Genomic DNA, 14,862 nt, shown 5'->3' on the forward strand with positions numbered 1-14,862 from the left:
AAGACCAGCAACCATGTTGAATCGACAAACAATGGCCCTCGCGGCCTCAGTGCTCGTGACGCTCTCACTGTCGGGATGCGGCGCGTGGCAAGCCGCTTCCGACTCGACGGTGGCCGCCTACGACACGGTGTTTCACAACCGCGGCAAGACCGTCGACGTCGATCTGACCGCATGCGCGGACCCGAATCAGGATGACGCGGGCCATGCGAGATCGGTCGCGGTGCGCGTCTATCAATTGAAGGACCGCAAACGTTTCGATGACGCCTCGTACAACGACCTCCTCAACAGCGACAACGCCGTGCTCGCACAAGATGTGCAGGCGAGCATGGCGGCAGTGATCAATCCCGGCGGATCGGCAAGCACGTCACAGCCGATGGAACGGGACACGAAATTCGTCGCGATCGCCGCGTTCTACCAGACCGCCGCCAGGACAGGAACGTGGAAGCTCGTCGTCCCCAAAAAGAAGCTGCCCGACGATGCGCCGCTGAAGCTGACCGTGTCGGGCGGAACGCTCGACATCTCCGATGACCACACGAAAGCCGGCAAGAAATGACCGATGTCTCGTCTTCGGAAGGCAACCTGAATCTGGAGAGGCGGCGCGCGCGGCGAGCGCTTCTTCAAGACGGTTTGCAACATCTTCAAAGCGTCGCTCGTGAACGCAACGGCGAATGTCTCGATACCGCTTACTCTGGACCGCAGAGCTACTACAAATTCCGCTGCGCCGAAGGGCATGAATGGGAGCAGACGGCCGTCAAGACATTTCAGGGCAATTGGTGCAAGACCTGCGTGAGGCTCGAAAGGCAGACGCCGCTCGGCGTGATGCACGCAATCGCCGCGTCGCGGGGGGGACGTTGCCTCTCGGTGGAGACGCAGACGGCCAAAGGCATATTGACCTGGAAATGCCGCCTGGGTCACGTGTGGGAGGGCCGGCCGGAAAGTATCAGACACGGCGCCTGGTGTCCGGAGTGCGCCGCGCTTGAACGCCAGAAGCTCCGCGCGAATCACGTCCGCGACGCGGCGCTGCAATCTCGAGCAAGAGCGGCTGCTGCTGACCCATCACTCCATCCCGCATTGGCAAGATTGCGTGAATACGCATCCAGGCTCGGATGGCGCTGTCTCGCTCAGGCATGGTCCGGCTACTACACGCACTACGAATTCGAATGTGCGAACGGTCATCGACAGATGCGCGCAGGGGCGCAATTCCTGTTCGGCAAGCGTCATCGTCCTCGATGCGCTCAGTGCGAATCCAGTCAAAAAACAACGTAGCGAAAGCAGGATCACGAAACGATGCAAAACAGATTCAACGCTTCAGGCAGTCGAAGTTTCATCACGTGCGCGCGCGGGCGGCTTGTCACGGCGGTCGCCATCGCGACCCTTGGGCTGTCCGCCTGCGGCGCATGGCAGGCCACGAAGGACAGCACCGTCGACGCCGCGCAATGGCTCTTCACGACGCAAGTCAAAACGATGAACGTCGATCTCGACGCGCGCGCCGCATTGAACGAAACCACGAGCGGTCGGCCGCTCTCGACCGTCGTGCGGCTCTACCAGTTGAAGGACTCGAAGACCTTCGCGCAGCTCGAATACGTGCAGTTGCAGAACAACGACCTCGAGTTGCTCAAGACGGATCTCGTCGCGACGAAAGACGTTGTGATCCGTCCCGGCGCGAGCGCGAGCATCAGCGAGCCGATGGACAAGGACGCCGGGTACGTCGGTGTGGTGGCGTTCTTCCGTGCGCCGGGCAGCGACGGCGTATGGAAGCTGCTGATTCCGAAGCGGCAATGGAAAGACACAGATCCGGTGAAGATTCATGTACAAGGAAACCGGCTCGCCTATGAGGGCGCGAAACCCAGGCCTGTGACACGCGATACGCCGCAGCAGTCCGTCCCCGCTGTGGCAGCGTCGGCGGCATCCGGTGTTTCGGAGGCTTCGGCGGCGGCCAAGGCTGCGTCGCCAAGCCTCGAGTCCGCGGCCGATTCGGTCAAGAGTGCGAAAGCGGGCGCGAGCGCCGTGGCCCGCAGCGCCGGCGGACTGCTCTCGAACTGAGCCGTGTCTGAATCTCAACCTTTACCACCACATCAGGAAGCAAGATGAAGCAGTTCCTCTCTCTCACCGCGTGCGCGCTTTCGATATCCCTCTTGGCAGGCTGCGCCACCGGACCGGATCGCGACAAGGAAATCGCCCTCAATCAGCAGGTGGGCATCGAAGTGACGCAAACGACCGAGGGCGTGCAAGTGCGTCTGCCCGACCGCGTGCTGTTCGACTTCGATAAATCGACGCTGCGCAGCGATTCGGGAACCGCCATCCAGCGCGCGGTCGTGCTGCTCGAGCGCAGCAAGAAGTCCGTGATCGTCGAAGGGCACACCGACAATACCGGCACGCACGAGTACAACCGGGCGCTCTCCGAAGAGCGTGCGCAGACCGTCGCGAGCGCACTGGAGGAGCGGGGCATCGCGTCCTCGCGCATCGCCACGAAGGGTTTCGCGTATGACCGGCCGGCGGCGAGCAACGACACCCCGGAGGGGCAGGCGAAGAACCGCCGCACGGAAATCGTGGTGATCGGCGAGTCGCTCGACGCGATCATGGGCAAGGCGGCGACGCGGAATTGACGAAGGCTGCGGTCGGCGCATGCTGAACGTTCATGCCGACGAACACATGCGCCTGAGCGCTGCTCACCAGTCCGATACCGAACACCGTAGCGACAGCGACATAACCGATCTATTTCATGATCCTTCTCCGGGAAACGCGGTGCGGCGTGTTCGCGCATCGGTCGAGAAGGATTCTGGACGTCGGGAATGAGCGCATGAGGGCGGCCGCGCAACGCGCTCATTCAGTGCCGCAGTCGTTGCAGGTGTTATCGATATACCTGGCGGGCTTTCCGCGCTCCGGCGGGCTGACCTGCATATAGCCGCCGTCGAGGATGTTATGCCGCACGACGTTCCCGCTATAGTCCACGCCGCCCTCGCCATTGGACCCGCCGGTGATATTGCCGCCGTTGATCATGCGGTTGCATTCGAGGACGTTGCCGCCGGAGTCCTGCGTGGCGTCGTTGTTCTCGGGACCCATGCGGCAGTTATCGGCCAGATTGTAGGCAACGCGTCCTTTGACCGACCCCACCAGCGCAATGCCGTAAAGCGGGCAGTTGGCGAACGAGTTGAACACCAGCACGGTGCCGGTTCCGCCGCCTTGCCCTTCGGTCTGAAACATCGACTGGCCGAAGAAGTCGCGGAAGCTGTTGCCCGCGAGCGTGAAGTTGTCCACCGCGCCGTTGGTCTGCACAGGAATATCGTAGTGTCCGGGTTTTTCCCAGTCACGGATGCGGGTCGGATTGGCACCCACGAAGTTGCAGCCGACGAGACTGTTCCCCGTCGACGGACCCTCGAAGTTGAACATGTTGCTGTCCTCGCGGACCGTCTTTTTGAGCGTCGCGCCGGGCTCGCACTGGATATGCCGGTGACTGGCCGTGATGACGACCGTGTGATTGAGCAGATACGTTCCGGCGGGCACGAGCACGTCGCCGGCATCGACCGCGGCCTGGAACGCCCTGGTGTCGTCGGTTTTGCCGTCGCCGGTCGCGCCGAACGCCTTCGGGCTGCGCGGGTCGACCAGTTTGGGCGGCGTGAAGGACGTCTCCGGGCAACTCGCCGTCGCCGGGACGGGCGAACGGGTGAGGCTCGCGCGATAGCCGCCGCTGTCGCGCCCGTCTCTGAACTCGCGCCACCAGCGCATGACGTTGCTCAATGTAAGGCGATCGAGGATGCGGCCATCGTCCCAGGCAGCGTAGACCGTCTGAAAATGCCTCGTCACGCCTGGCGTATCGATCACGAGCAAGGAAACGACAATCACTATCACGCCAACCACGATCGATTTCTTCATTTACATCCCATGCACGCTTTGATTTTCACGATGACGAGGCTTCGGTAAGGCGTCTCGCAGCCGCAACTCTCGCACCTATGATCGCGGACTTCTGCCCGGTAGCACACCAGGCGAGGCGCGAAAATGCCCGCGCAAAACTGCATCATCGCGCGCCGGTGGCATGGCGAACAGTCCGACCGTTGCGTTTGATGCACGCTCCCTCGGTGCGCAGGCGGCCAGCCGGTCCTGCGCGGATCGAGATCCAAATTGCCGGAGGAAGTGTGCTGACCGCAACAGTGCAATCGCTAAGAGAGCGTCTGCTTGGCGTTCATCAGGACCACAAGCGCATAGCAAGGAGCGCCTTCGTCCTGCTGATATTCGTGCTCGCCGGGAAGTTCATCGGCGCATCGAAGGAAATGGCGATCGCGTATCGGTACGGGATCAGCGGCACCGTCGACGCCTATCAGCTCGCGCTCACGCTCGTCACCTGGCTCCCCGCGACGATCACGAACCAGTTGAGCGTGCTGCTCGTTCCCGCGCTCGTCGCGCTCAGAAACGACAAGGCCCGGCAGAACCAGCTTCTCGGCGAACTCGAAGGAGCGGGGCTTGCCATCGGCATCGTGTTTTCGCTGCTGCTGTACTTTTTCTGGCCTCACATGGTGGGCTTCTTCTCGGGAAGCCTCGCCGAGTCGACGCGCGAGATGTGCCGTCAAATGGTCGTCGGCATGACGCCGGTCGGCGTGCTGGCCTTCACGATCTGTATCTCGGCGGCGCGGCTCCAGGCATCGGAGAAGCACATCAACACGCTGCTGGAATGCGTGCCGGCCATTGCACTGCTCGTCTTCGTGCTGAGCGCGCGCGACAACACGTCGGTCATGCCGCTCATCGTGGGGACGACGATCGGCATCGTGATTCAGGCGGCGTGGCTGCGGATTCTCGCGAAACGCGCCGATGCCGTGCCCGCGCGTCCGCGTCTGTCGCTGCGCGCGAAGGAATGGCCGGGCATGACACGCTCGATGGGCATGCTGCTGATCGGCTCGGTGGTCGCGAACCTTTGGCTTCCCGTCGATCAGTATTTCATGGCGCATATGGGCGATGGCGCCATCGCGACGCTCGGCTACGCTAACCGCCTGCTCTCGCTGCTCGTGAGCATGGGGGCGATCGCCATCAGCCGGGCAACGTTGCCGATTCTTTCGGAAATCCTGCATCGAGGCGATCATGCGCGGGCGCGCAGCACGGCCATCAAATGGTCGTTCGTGATGCTGGCGGTGGGATCGATCGGCGCCGCGCTCGCCTATCTCCTCGCGCCGTATGCGATCAAGCTGTTCTTCCAGAAGGGCGCATTCACGAGCGAGGACACGATTGCGGTCACGAGCCTCTTTCGCTTCGGGCTTTCGCAGATACCGTTCTCTTTCGGGATGTGCGTGCTGATCCAGTTGTTCGCAAGCGAAGCGCGCTACAAGGCCATCACCGTCATCTCCGTGCTTGGCTTCGCGACCAAGCTGGCCGCCAATGCGGTGCTGATTCGCTTTTACGGTCCGCTGGGCGTGCCGCTCGGTACCGGCGTGGGCGCAGCCAGCGTGCTGGCCTGCTATCTCTTCTGGACCCGCTTCGCGCCGCCTTACGTCGGAACCGGCGAGCAAAGGTCATAACGGCCGCTGGTCGTCAGCCGCTCATGTCTGCGAGCGGCTGACGATCCGGCCACTGCTTCTCACGCGCCCCGCACCATGACGCCGTGACCGCGGCGCTGCACTTCCGACTCGTCCTCGACGCTGTAGTCCCTGTCCAGCACGGCCGCGGCGGCATAGACGCCCGGTTCCTCGATGACGCCCGCGTGATTACCCGGCACTTCCGCGACCGTCAGCCCGCCGCGTGCAATCTTGCGATACAGCGGCAGCGGGTCGCCCCGGTCCTCGTCGCGCAAGGCGGCGCGCACATAGACGATCCGTCCGCCCGCATACGGCTTCGGCCGATAGTTGTTCATCGCGGTGCGACACGTATCGCGCATGCGCCGCAACACCGGCGGCATCGGATCGGCGAGCGGCGCGGCCTGCGCCTGCGCCTGCGGCACGCGGCCGAGCCGCATCGATACCTTGTTCACGGCGGCGCGAAACTTGCCCGCCGCGAAAGTCACGCGCGCTTTCGGCGGCATGCCCGAGAGCGTCTTCCACAGCCGGCTCGCATAATCGCGCCGGAATTCGAGCAACGAGAACCACGGCAGCCAGCGCTCCTGGACGTAGGTGTCGAGCAGGCACACGAACTCCGTCTGCTCGCCCGCGCCGAACAACTGCTGCGCGATTTCGAGCGCGACCAATCCGCCGAAGGAGAAGCCGGCGAGCGCATAAGGCCCGCTCGGCTGTACCTTGCGAATCTCCTCGACGTACGTTTTCGCCATGTCCTCGACGCGGCGTTGCGGCGGCGTTTCACCGTCGAGTCCGAGCGCCTGCAGACCGTACACCGGACGCTGCTTGCGCAGACTCCCGATGAGCTGGGTGCATTCGAGCACCGAGCCCGTCACGCTGTGCACGAAGAAGAGCGGCGCGCCGTCGCCTTCGCGCATCGGCACGAGCACTTCCGATGTCTGTGGCAGCGCGCCGTTATCGATCACGTCGGCGAGTTTCGCGATGGTCGGCGCACGCAGCATGGTCGCAAGCGGAATCGGGCGTCCGATGATCGGCTGCAGTTCCGCGAGCAGCCGCGCCGCCAGCAGCGAATGCCCGCCGAGCTCGAAGAAATTGTCGTCGCGGCCGATCGGTGCGAAGGCGAACAACTGCTCCCATTTCGTCTGCAGCAGCCGTTCCAGTTCTTCGCGCGTGGCGTAGGACTGCGGCGATTCGGCCGGGCGGGGTTGCAAGGCGGGGTGCGCGCGGATTGCATCGAGCGAGGCGGGATTGCGCAGCGCGGCGGCGTTGGTCACGTCGAGTCCGTTGACCGCGTTGCGCACCGCCGCTTCAGTGAGCTTGCCGCTATGCGTGACCGGCAGGTCGTCGACGGCCGCGATCACATCCGGCACGTGCGCCGCGGACGTGCGGCGCACGAGATCGCGGCGAATCCGCGCGATCAGCGGCCCGCTGAGCCGCGCGCCCGGCTTCAGCGTGACGAGCAGCACGAGACGCTCGCCGACGGGATTGCCCGGTCCATCGGCGTTGGCGGCATCGCGCATGCGTTGTTGAACGACGATGCCCTCGCGTATCTCCGGAATATCGTTCAGCACGCCGTAGATCTCGCCCGGTCCGACATTGATGCCGCGCACGACGAGCACGCCATCGCTGCGCCCATGCATACGCGCGGTGCCTTCCGGCGGAAGCTCGATCTGGTCGCCGTGTGTCCATACGCCGGGATTCGCGCTGAAATACGCCTTGTGGAACCGCTCGCCGTCCGGGTCGTTCAGGAACCCGAGCGGGCGCGACGGGAACGGATTCGCGCACACCAGTTCCCCGGTTCCTTGCGTGCGCGCTCCGTCGCGCCACGCCTGAACGTCGAATGCGAGGCTCTTGCACTGCGCTTCGCCCGCGTACACGGGCAGGTTCGGATTGCCGAGCACGAAGCAGCCGAGGATATCGGTGCCGCCTGAAATGGATTGAAGCCGCAGCGGCTTCACGTTGTCGCGCACCCATTCGAACTGGGCGTCGAAGAGGATCGCGCCGGTCGACATCATCGCGCGCAGGGCGCTCAGGTCGAATTCGCGCGATGGCACGAGTCCGGCGTCCTCGCACATCTTCAGGTACGCGGGGCTCGTGCCGAACACGTCGACGCGTTCTTCGGCGACGAGCCGCCACAACGTATCGACCGATGCGATCGGCCCGTCGTAGGTCACGATTTCGACGCCCGATGCGAGGGCCGACAACTGCCAGTTCCACATCATCCACGCGCAACTGGTGTGGAAGAACATGCGATCGCCCGGCTTCAGATCGCAGTGCAGCCGGTGCTCCTTCAGATGCTCGATCAGACTGCCGCCCGTGCCATGCACGATGCACTTGGGCTTGCCGGTCGTGCCCGAGGAGAACATGACGAAGAGCGGATGATTGAAGCCGAAGCGCTTCCATTCGACGCGGCGCGGATCGCCGGCGGCGAGCAGCGCCTCGAGCGATTTGACGGGCGGCGCGGCGCGCACGGCCGACGGATCGCCGTCGAGGCAGACGACGCCCGCAAGCGTTGGCAGCGCGTCGGCGAGGATCGACAGCTTGTGCGCGAGCGGCGTGCCGGTGTCGAAAGACTGTGCGGCGGTATGCGCGAACAGGAAGCGCGGTTCGAGTTGCGTGAAGCGGTCGAGCAGCGTTTCGATGCCCATTTCGGTCGCGGCGGTCGACAGCGTCGCGCCGATCGCGGTCACGGCAAGCGCGGTGACGATCGCATCGGCGTCATTGCGCATCACGCCCGCGACGCGGTCGCCTTCGCGCAAGCCCAGTTGGGTAAGCGCGTCGGCGAGGCGAGCCACGCGCGCGCGCAACTCGCCGCGCGTGAGATGCACGCGGCGTCCGTCGGCATGGCAGGCGGTGAGCGCGGGCGCATCGGCGGGTGCGATGGAAAACCCGAGCAGGTTCTCGGCATAGTTCAGCTTGACGTTTGGAAAAAAGCTTGCGTGCTCGCATAGATCGCCGACGCACACGGGCTCCGCTTCGCCCGACCACTGCAGTCCATGCGTCCATTGCATGAAGCACTTCCAGAAAACGCGAAAGTTCCTGACCGAGAAGTCGTGCAATTCGCTGTAGCGCGTGAAAGGCTGACCCGTGTGTGCCTGCAGCGCCGCGGTGAACGCGGTCATCTGTGACTGTGCGGTGCGAACGGGGTCGTGGTCGAAAATCGGCAGACGTGTTCTCGCCTCGTTGGGCGATTCCGAACGATCCATGAAATGCTCCCTCAGCGGTTATGGCAATACCGGGTCCCTTCGGCTTGCCTTCTGTTTTTTCTTGACTCTTCGAGTTATGCGCGGCGCCTCTGGGCGCTCTGATTCGTCGAGGTCCGATTCCGGGCGGACGCGTGTCATCGACGATGAAGCGTATCGAGCCGAATCGCGCCGTAATGTGCGCAGAGGAACAAAAGACGTGGGCTGGCTGAAGGCGTCTGTCGGAAATCGGTAGGATTGACGCGGCTGTTGTGCAACAGATTGGAGAACGAACTATATGCTTGCAATAACCTTTCGAGCGGTCGATCGGCAGTGCGCTCTGAACGATGTCTTGCGCACGGACGCTTGCATGTTTCACATCGTCTAATGACTGTCTGAAAGAAGAGGTTCGACGGCAACATGTATTTCCCGGCACGAAGAAAATTCATGACCCTGGCACTGGCAGCATGCGTGGGTGGCGTGGTCGCGAGTCGCGCGTTCGAGCGCGATGGCGAGCGGGCGGATGGCATCGCCTATGGCAAGGCGCAACGCGAGCGGCTCGACGTCTATGCACCCGAATCGCGCGCGCGCGCGAACCTTCCCGTGGTCGTGTATTTCTACGGCGGCGGCTGGCAAAGCGGGCATCGTTCGGATTCGCGCGACATTGGGGAGGCGCTCGCCGAGCATGGCATCGTGACGGTAGCGCCGGATTACCGCATTTATCCGGACGTCGTTTTTCCGGGCTTTCTCGATGAAGCCGCCGCGGCCGTGCGCTGGGCGCGCGATCACGCGGCCGAATTCGGCGGCGATCCCCGGCGCATCTTCCTGATGGGTCATTCCTCGGGCGCGCACATGGCCGCGATGCTCGCAACCGATCCGCGCTATCTGGCCGCGCAGGGCATGGCGAACACGTCGCTTTCGGGAATGATCGGACTCGCAGGCCCATACGCCGCCATCCCGACGAGCGACCCTCACATGGACGAGATCTTTCCGGCGGCATTGCGCCAGAGCGCGCTGCCCATCGCGTTCCTTTCGGGCGACAAACCGCCGATGCTGCTCGCCGCGGGCACGGCGGATACCGATGTCGATCCGCGCAACAGCGATCGTTTCGCCGACGCGTTGCGCGCGCATCACGACGCCGTCGTCCTGAAAAAATATGCGGGATACGGCCACGATACGATCATCAAGTCATTCTCGGCGAAGCGGCGCAAGGACTCGCCCGTTCTCGCCGATGTCACCGCGTTCATCGACGCACACTGAGCACATGGCGGTCTCCGAGCACAGAAATAGACTTTGACAAAATCTGACTTTGCAGTAAAGTTACGTGCCATGGCGGTTCGCCGCACCGGAGAACAGGCATGGACCATTACACGCCCGAAAACTTCACCCTCACCCAGAGCGTCGGTTTCGCCGTCAACAAGGCGCGCAACCTTCTGGCCGCGGAACTCGACGCCGCCCTGAAAGATCTCGGCATCACCGCGCAGCAAATGGGCATTCTCATGTCCATGCGCGGCGGCGAGACGCAGACGCCGTTCGAACTGTCGAAACTGCTCGGCATCGACACGGGCCTCATGACGCGCATGCTCGACAAGCTCGAAGACAGAGGCCTGCTGCAACGCACGCGCAGTCTGGAAGATCGCCGCGTCGTGAATCTCACGCTGACGCGGGCCGGCGAGAAAATCGCGGAGGAATTGCCGCATATCGCGCCGGTCGTGGTGAACAGGCGTCTCAGGAAGTTCACCAAAAGCGAGTTTCAGGAATTCCGCCGGCTGCTGAACAAGTTTCTCGAAGACTGAGCGCGCGGCACAAGGCGTCCGCGCATTTTTTCCTCCATTTATCTGACGAGTCAGAAAATGAAAAAGCAACTAAATCGCCGTACGTTCGGTTTGCGGGTCGCGAGAACCGGCGTCACGCTGATGTTCGCCGCTGTGCTCGCGGCGTGCGCGAACTATTCCGGCATCCATAGCGACAAGGCATTGGCGCAGCCGCAAGACTACGCGACGCAGCAGAGCCTGCCCGCCGGCGAGGGCCGCTGGCCGGCGTCCGACTGGGCCGATCAGTTCGGCGATGCGCAACTGCGCGCGCTGCTCGACGAAGCACTCGCCGGCAGTCCGACGCTCGAACAGGCGCGCGCCCGCATCGCGGCGGCGTCGGCGTATAGCGAAACCGCGAAGGCGGGCACGCTGCCGCGCGTCGATGCGTCCTACTCCTACACGCGCCAACGCTATTCCGAGAACGCGCTCGTGCCGCCGCCGTACGCCGGTTCGTGGCAGTCGGAGAACAAGGGGCTCCTGTCCGCTTCCTACGATCTCGATCTGTGGGGCAAGAACCGCGCGGCGCTCAAATCCGCCGTGTCGCAAGAGCAGGCGAGCCGGGCCGATTCGGAGGCGGTGCGGCTCGCGCTCGACACGTCCATCGCGCGCACGTACAACCAGCTCGCGCGGCTCTATGCGTTGCACGACATCGCGCAGAACGAAGTCGACGAGCGCGAAAAGATCATGCGTATCACCGCGGGCCGCATCGCCAACGGGCTCGATACCGAAGTCGAACGCAAGACCGCGGAGGCCGACCTCGCATCGAGCCGTTCGGCGCTGTCCGCGCTCGATGGCCGCATCGTCGTGACGCGCTATCAGATCGCGGCGCTGCTAGGCAAGGGTCCGGACCGTGGCTTGTCGCTCGCGCGTCCGCAGCTCGGCATCGGCGATGAAGTGCGTCTGCCCGGCAATCTGCCCGCCGACCTCGTGAGCCGCCGGCCGGATATCGTCGCGGCGCGCTGGCGTGTCGGCGCAATGACGCACGACATCAAGGAGGCGAAGGCGGAGTTCTATCCCGACATCAATCTGAGCGCATCGCTCGGACTCGACGCCTTCGGTTTCGGCCGGCTGCTGACGGCAGCGAGCCGGACGATGTCGGCGGGCCCGGCGATCCATCTGCCGATCTTCGACGGCGGCGCGCTGCGAGCACAACTCAAGGATCGCTACGCCGAATTCGACTATGCCGTCGCGACCTATGACCAGACGCTCGTCACCGCACTGAGCGAGGTCGCCACGAACCTCTCGCAGATCCGCTCGACGGATGCGCAACTCGTCGATGCAAACGTCGCCCAAGACGCCGCGCACGGCGCGCAACAACTGGCGCTCACGCAATATCGCGCGGGCCTCGCGAATCAGTTGACGGTGCTGAACGCGCAGACCAACGCACTCGCGGCCGACCGCGCGGTCGCGAATCTGAAGATGGACCGGCGCGATCAGCAGATCGCGCTCGCGGCCGCACTGGGCGGCGGCTATACGGATACATCAGCCGATGCGCTCGCCGCGCGCTGATCGACAAACAGGGAACCGGAGCACCGACATGAGCGACATCACCACCACCGAACGCACGGACGCGAATCAATCGCCATCCGACACGACGACTCGCCCCCGCAGCAAGCGCAAGCTGCTGCTCTCGCTGCTCGCGGCGGCCATCGTGATCGGCGGCGCGGGCTGGGGCGGCTATTACTACACGACGGGCCGCTTCTTCGAATCGACCGACGATGCGTATGTCAGCGGCAATCTCGTGCAACTGACGCCTCAACTGAGCGGCACGGTGATTGCCGTGAACGCCGACGACACGCAGATCGTCCATCAGGGCGCGCCCGTCGTCACGCTCGACGCCGCCGACGCGAAAGCCGCGCTCGCCAATGCCGAAGCGAATCTCGCGCAAACGGTACGGCAAGTGAGCAGCCTGTACGTCAACAACGCGTATTACGCGGCGACGGTCGCGCAGCGCCAGTCCGATCTGACGCGCGCGCAGGCGGACCTGAAGCGCCGCATGGCGGTCGCCGACACCGGCGCGGTCTCCGTCGAAGACATCGCTCATGCGCGCGATGCCGTGAGCGCCGCGCAGGCCGCGCTCGACGCCGTGCGTCAGCAATCCGAGGCGAATCACGCGCTGACCGACCGCACGTCGATCGAACGCCATCCGAACGTGCAGGCCGCCGCGGCGAAGGTGCGCGACGCGTGGCTCGACAACGCGCGCAACACGCTGCCCGCGCCGGTGACGGGGTACGTCGCGCGCCGCTCGGTGCAGGTCGGCCAGCGCGTCGCGCCCGGCACGCCGCTCATGGCAATCGTCCCGCTCGACGGCGTCTGGGTCGATGCCAACTTCAAGGAGGTGCAGCTCGCGCATATGCGTATCGGCCAGCCGGTCACGCTGACCGCCGATGCGTACGGCTCGAAGGTGAAGTACCACGGCCATGTCGAAGGTTTTTCGGCGGGCACGGGCGCGGCCTTCGCGGTGCTGCCCGCGCAGAATGCGACCGGCAACTGGATCAAAGTAGTGCAGCGTCTGCCGGTGCGCATCCGGCTCGATCAGCGCGAACTGGACGCGCATCCGCTGCGCATCGGCTTGTCGATGCAGACGGAAGTGGAGACGCGCGATCAGTCCGGCACGCAGCTCGGCGCGGCATCGACGACTTCGTATCGGACCGATGTCTTCAGCCACTACGGCGCCGAGGCGAACGCGGAAATCGAACGGATCATCGCCGGGAACGTGACGGCTCATTGACGCGCATTTTTTCGTCGAAATATCTGACAGGTCAGTCATTAACGAATCAGGTAATGCCATGAACCCGACCACGCAACCCGCGCCGCTGCAAGGCGGCAAGCTCGTCCTCGCGACACTTGCCGTCGCGCTCGCGACCTTCATGAACGTGCTCGACTCGTCGATCGCCAATGTCGCGATTCCGACGATCGCGGGCAATCTCGGCGTCTCGGTCGACGAGGGCACGTGGGTCATCACGCTGTTCGCCGCCGCCAACGCCATTTCGATTCCGCTGACGGGCTGGCTCACGCAGCGCGTCGGCCAGATCAAGTTGTTCGTCTGGGCGATCCTGCTGTTCGTCGTGTCGTCCTGGTTGTGCGGCATGGCGCCGAATCTGCCCGTACTGCTCGCGGCGCGCGTTCTGCAAGGCGCGGTGGCCGGCCCGCTGATTCCGTTGTCGCAGGCCATTCTGCTCGGCTCCTATCCGAAGGAGAAAAGCTCGACCGCGCTCGCACTCTGGGCGATGACCGCGACCGTGGGCCCGATCGCAGGCCCGGCGCTCGGGGGCTGGATCACCGACAGCTATTCGTGGTCGTGGATCTTCTACATCAACATTCCGGTCGGGCTGTTCGCGGCGGGCGTGACATGGGCGATCTATCGCGAGCGCGAAACGCCGGTGAAGCGCGTGCCGATCGACAAGGTCGGGCTGATCTCGCTGATCGCGTGGGTCGCGTCGCTGCAGATCATGCTCGACAAGGGCAAAGACCTCGACTGGTTCAATTCGCCGGTGATCGTTGCGCTGGGCGTTTTCGCGCTCATCAGCTTCGTGTTCTTTCTGATCTGGGAGCTGACGGAGCGAAACCCCGTGGTCGATATCAAGCTGTTCGCGGGGCGCAACTTCCTGGGCGGGACCGTCGCGATTTCCGTCGCGTATGCGGTGTTCTTTTCGAACCTCGTGCTGCTGCCGCAATGGATGCAGGAATATCTCAACTACCGTTCCGTCGATGCCGGCCTCGTCACCGCGCCGCTCGGCATCTTCGCCGTGATCCTCGCGCCGGTGATGGGCAAGCTGATGCCGCGCTCAGACGCCCGGGTGCTCGCCACGCTCGCGTTTCTCGGTTTCGCCGCAGTGTTCTTCATGCGCTCGCACTACACGACCGGCGTGGACACCTTCACGCTCGTCGTCCCGACACTGCTGCAGGGCATTCCGACCGCGCTCTTCTTCGTGCCGCTGACGGCCATCATCCTGTCCGGCCTGCCGCCCGCGAAGATACCGGCGGCGGCGGGCTTGTCGAACTTCGTGCGCGTGTTCGCGGGCGCGGTCGGCACATCGCTCGCGAGCACGGGCTGGAATGACCGGACCATCCTGCATCACTCGCAACTCGTCGAGCAGGCGAGCGTGCATAACCCCTTGTTCGTCGATGCGATCGCTTCGGTGCAGAGCACGCTCGGCGGCAGTCCTTCGCAGGCGCTGGCGTTCTTCGAGCGTTCGTTGACGGCGCAGGCCGCGATGCTCGGCCTCAACGACATCTTCTGGCTGTCCGCGGTGATCTTCATCGCGATCGTGCCGCTCATCTGGCTGACCAAGCCGGCCAAGGGCACGGGGGCGGGCGCGGCAGGCGCTGGCGGGCACTGAGCAGTGGCGCGGGATCAGTGCTCGCCGC

The 14,862-nt window shown here is 64.3% G+C and carries 12 protein-coding genes; 10 read left to right on the forward strand and 2 right to left on the reverse strand.

Annotated features, from left to right (window positions below; all coding sequences use genetic code 11):
• Positions 1-31 precede the first annotated feature (31 nt).
• From tssJ (NCR38_RS26030) to NCR38_RS26045, 4 genes are read left to right on the forward strand one after another with little or no spacing between them, the layout of a single operon-like run.
• Positions 32-553, forward strand: a complete 522-nt coding sequence (tssJ, locus tag NCR38_RS26030; protein ID WP_311394679.1) for a type VI secretion system lipoprotein TssJ — start codon at positions 32-34, stop codon at positions 551-553.
• On the forward strand, positions 550-1,266 hold the full coding sequence (locus NCR38_RS26035) for a hypothetical protein (protein ID WP_250477795.1): 717 nt from the start codon (positions 550-552) through the stop codon (positions 1,264-1,266). The genes tssJ (NCR38_RS26030) and NCR38_RS26035 overlap by 4 nt, the downstream gene beginning before the upstream one ends.
• A 21-nt stretch (positions 1,267-1,287) precedes the next feature.
• A complete protein-coding gene (gene tssJ, locus NCR38_RS26040) occupies positions 1,288-2,043 on the forward strand; it encodes a type VI secretion system lipoprotein TssJ (protein WP_061116266.1) in 756 nt (251 codons plus the stop codon).
• Between the two features lie 44 nt (positions 2,044-2,087).
• The gene (locus tag NCR38_RS26045) at positions 2,088-2,606 is read left to right on the forward strand and encodes an OmpA family protein (RefSeq protein WP_061116267.1); all 519 of its coding nucleotides are present in this window, start codon (positions 2,088-2,090) and stop codon (positions 2,604-2,606) included.
• A gap of 217 nt (positions 2,607-2,823) precedes the next feature.
• Here the strand turns inward: NCR38_RS26045 and NCR38_RS26050 are convergent, their stop codons facing one another.
• Positions 2,824-3,873, reverse strand: coding sequence for a glycoside hydrolase family 55 protein (locus NCR38_RS26050; RefSeq protein ID WP_250477796.1), 1,050 nt, complete (start codon positions 3,871-3,873; stop codon positions 2,824-2,826).
• Positions 3,874-4,133: 260 nt separating this feature from the next.
• Here NCR38_RS26050 and murJ point away from each other — a divergent pair, with 260 nt between their 5' ends.
• Positions 4,134-5,504 carry a murein biosynthesis integral membrane protein MurJ gene (gene murJ, locus NCR38_RS26055; RefSeq protein ID WP_250477797.1) on the forward strand — a complete coding sequence of 457 codons (1,371 nt, stop codon included), beginning with the start codon at positions 4,134-4,136 and terminating at the stop codon, positions 5,502-5,504.
• A gap of 59 nt (positions 5,505-5,563) precedes the next feature.
• Here the strand turns inward: murJ and NCR38_RS26060 are convergent, their stop codons facing one another.
• Positions 5,564-8,701 carry an acetoacetate--CoA ligase gene (locus tag NCR38_RS26060; protein ID WP_250477798.1) on the reverse strand — a complete coding sequence of 1,046 codons (3,138 nt, stop codon included), beginning with the start codon at positions 8,699-8,701 and terminating at the stop codon, positions 5,564-5,566.
• Positions 8,702-9,124: 423 nt separating this feature from the next.
• Here NCR38_RS26060 and NCR38_RS26065 point away from each other — a divergent pair, with 423 nt between their 5' ends.
• The 5 genes from NCR38_RS26065 to NCR38_RS26085 all read left to right on the forward strand — a co-directional run bounded on the left by NCR38_RS26065 (position 9,125) and on the right by NCR38_RS26085 (position 14,834).
• On the forward strand, positions 9,125-9,937 hold the full coding sequence (locus NCR38_RS26065) for an alpha/beta hydrolase (RefSeq protein ID WP_250477799.1): 813 nt from the start codon (positions 9,125-9,127) through the stop codon (positions 9,935-9,937).
• A gap of 98 nt (positions 9,938-10,035) precedes the next feature.
• Positions 10,036-10,473 (forward strand): MarR family winged helix-turn-helix transcriptional regulator, encoded by a 438-nt coding sequence (locus NCR38_RS26070; RefSeq protein ID WP_061116272.1) that lies wholly within the window; start codon positions 10,036-10,038, stop codon positions 10,471-10,473.
• A gap of 57 nt (positions 10,474-10,530) precedes the next feature.
• On the forward strand, positions 10,531-12,000 hold the full coding sequence (locus tag NCR38_RS26075; RefSeq protein ID WP_061116273.1) for an efflux transporter outer membrane subunit: 1,470 nt from the start codon (positions 10,531-10,533) through the stop codon (positions 11,998-12,000).
• Between the two features lie 28 nt (positions 12,001-12,028).
• Positions 12,029-13,222: an HlyD family efflux transporter periplasmic adaptor subunit gene (locus NCR38_RS26080; RefSeq protein WP_061116274.1), complete on the forward strand. Its 1,194-nt coding sequence runs from the start codon at positions 12,029-12,031 to the stop codon at positions 13,220-13,222.
• 58 nt (positions 13,223-13,280) lie between these two features.
• A complete protein-coding gene (locus NCR38_RS26085; protein ID WP_061116275.1) occupies positions 13,281-14,834 on the forward strand; it encodes a DHA2 family efflux MFS transporter permease subunit in 1,554 nt (517 codons plus the stop codon).
• Positions 14,835-14,862 lie beyond the last annotated feature (28 nt).

Origin of the sequence: Caballeronia sp. INML1, assembly GCF_023631085.1 — a bacterium.
GTDB lineage: Bacteria > Pseudomonadota > Gammaproteobacteria > Burkholderiales > Burkholderiaceae > Caballeronia > Caballeronia turbans.

What these genes read in the sequence shown, in the direction of transcription:
- tssJ (WP_311394679.1), top strand. Translation starts at nt 32, where the DNA reads ATGGCCCTCGCGGCCTCAGTGCTCGTGACGCTCTCACTGTCGGGATGC.
- NCR38_RS26035 (WP_250477795.1), top strand. Translation starts at nt 550, where the DNA reads ATGACCGATGTCTCGTCTTCGGAAGGCAACCTGAATCTGGAGAGGCGG.
- tssJ (WP_061116266.1), top strand. Translation starts at nt 1,288, where the DNA reads ATGCAAAACAGATTCAACGCTTCAGGCAGTCGAAGTTTCATCACGTGC.
- NCR38_RS26045 (WP_061116267.1), top strand. Translation starts at nt 2,088, where the DNA reads ATGAAGCAGTTCCTCTCTCTCACCGCGTGCGCGCTTTCGATATCCCTC.
- NCR38_RS26050 (WP_250477796.1), bottom strand. Translation starts at nt 3,873, where the DNA reads ATGAAGAAATCGATCGTGGTTGGCGTGATAGTGATTGTCGTTTCCTTG.
- NCR38_RS26060 (WP_250477798.1), bottom strand. Translation starts at nt 8,701, where the DNA reads ATGGATCGTTCGGAATCGCCCAACGAGGCGAGAACACGTCTGCCGATT.
- NCR38_RS26065 (WP_250477799.1), top strand. Translation starts at nt 9,125, where the DNA reads ATGACCCTGGCACTGGCAGCATGCGTGGGTGGCGTGGTCGCGAGTCGC.
- NCR38_RS26070 (WP_061116272.1), top strand. Translation starts at nt 10,036, where the DNA reads ATGGACCATTACACGCCCGAAAACTTCACCCTCACCCAGAGCGTCGGT.
- NCR38_RS26075 (WP_061116273.1), top strand. Translation starts at nt 10,531, where the DNA reads ATGAAAAAGCAACTAAATCGCCGTACGTTCGGTTTGCGGGTCGCGAGA.
- NCR38_RS26080 (WP_061116274.1), top strand. Translation starts at nt 12,029, where the DNA reads ATGAGCGACATCACCACCACCGAACGCACGGACGCGAATCAATCGCCA.
- NCR38_RS26085 (WP_061116275.1), top strand. Translation starts at nt 13,281, where the DNA reads ATGAACCCGACCACGCAACCCGCGCCGCTGCAAGGCGGCAAGCTCGTC.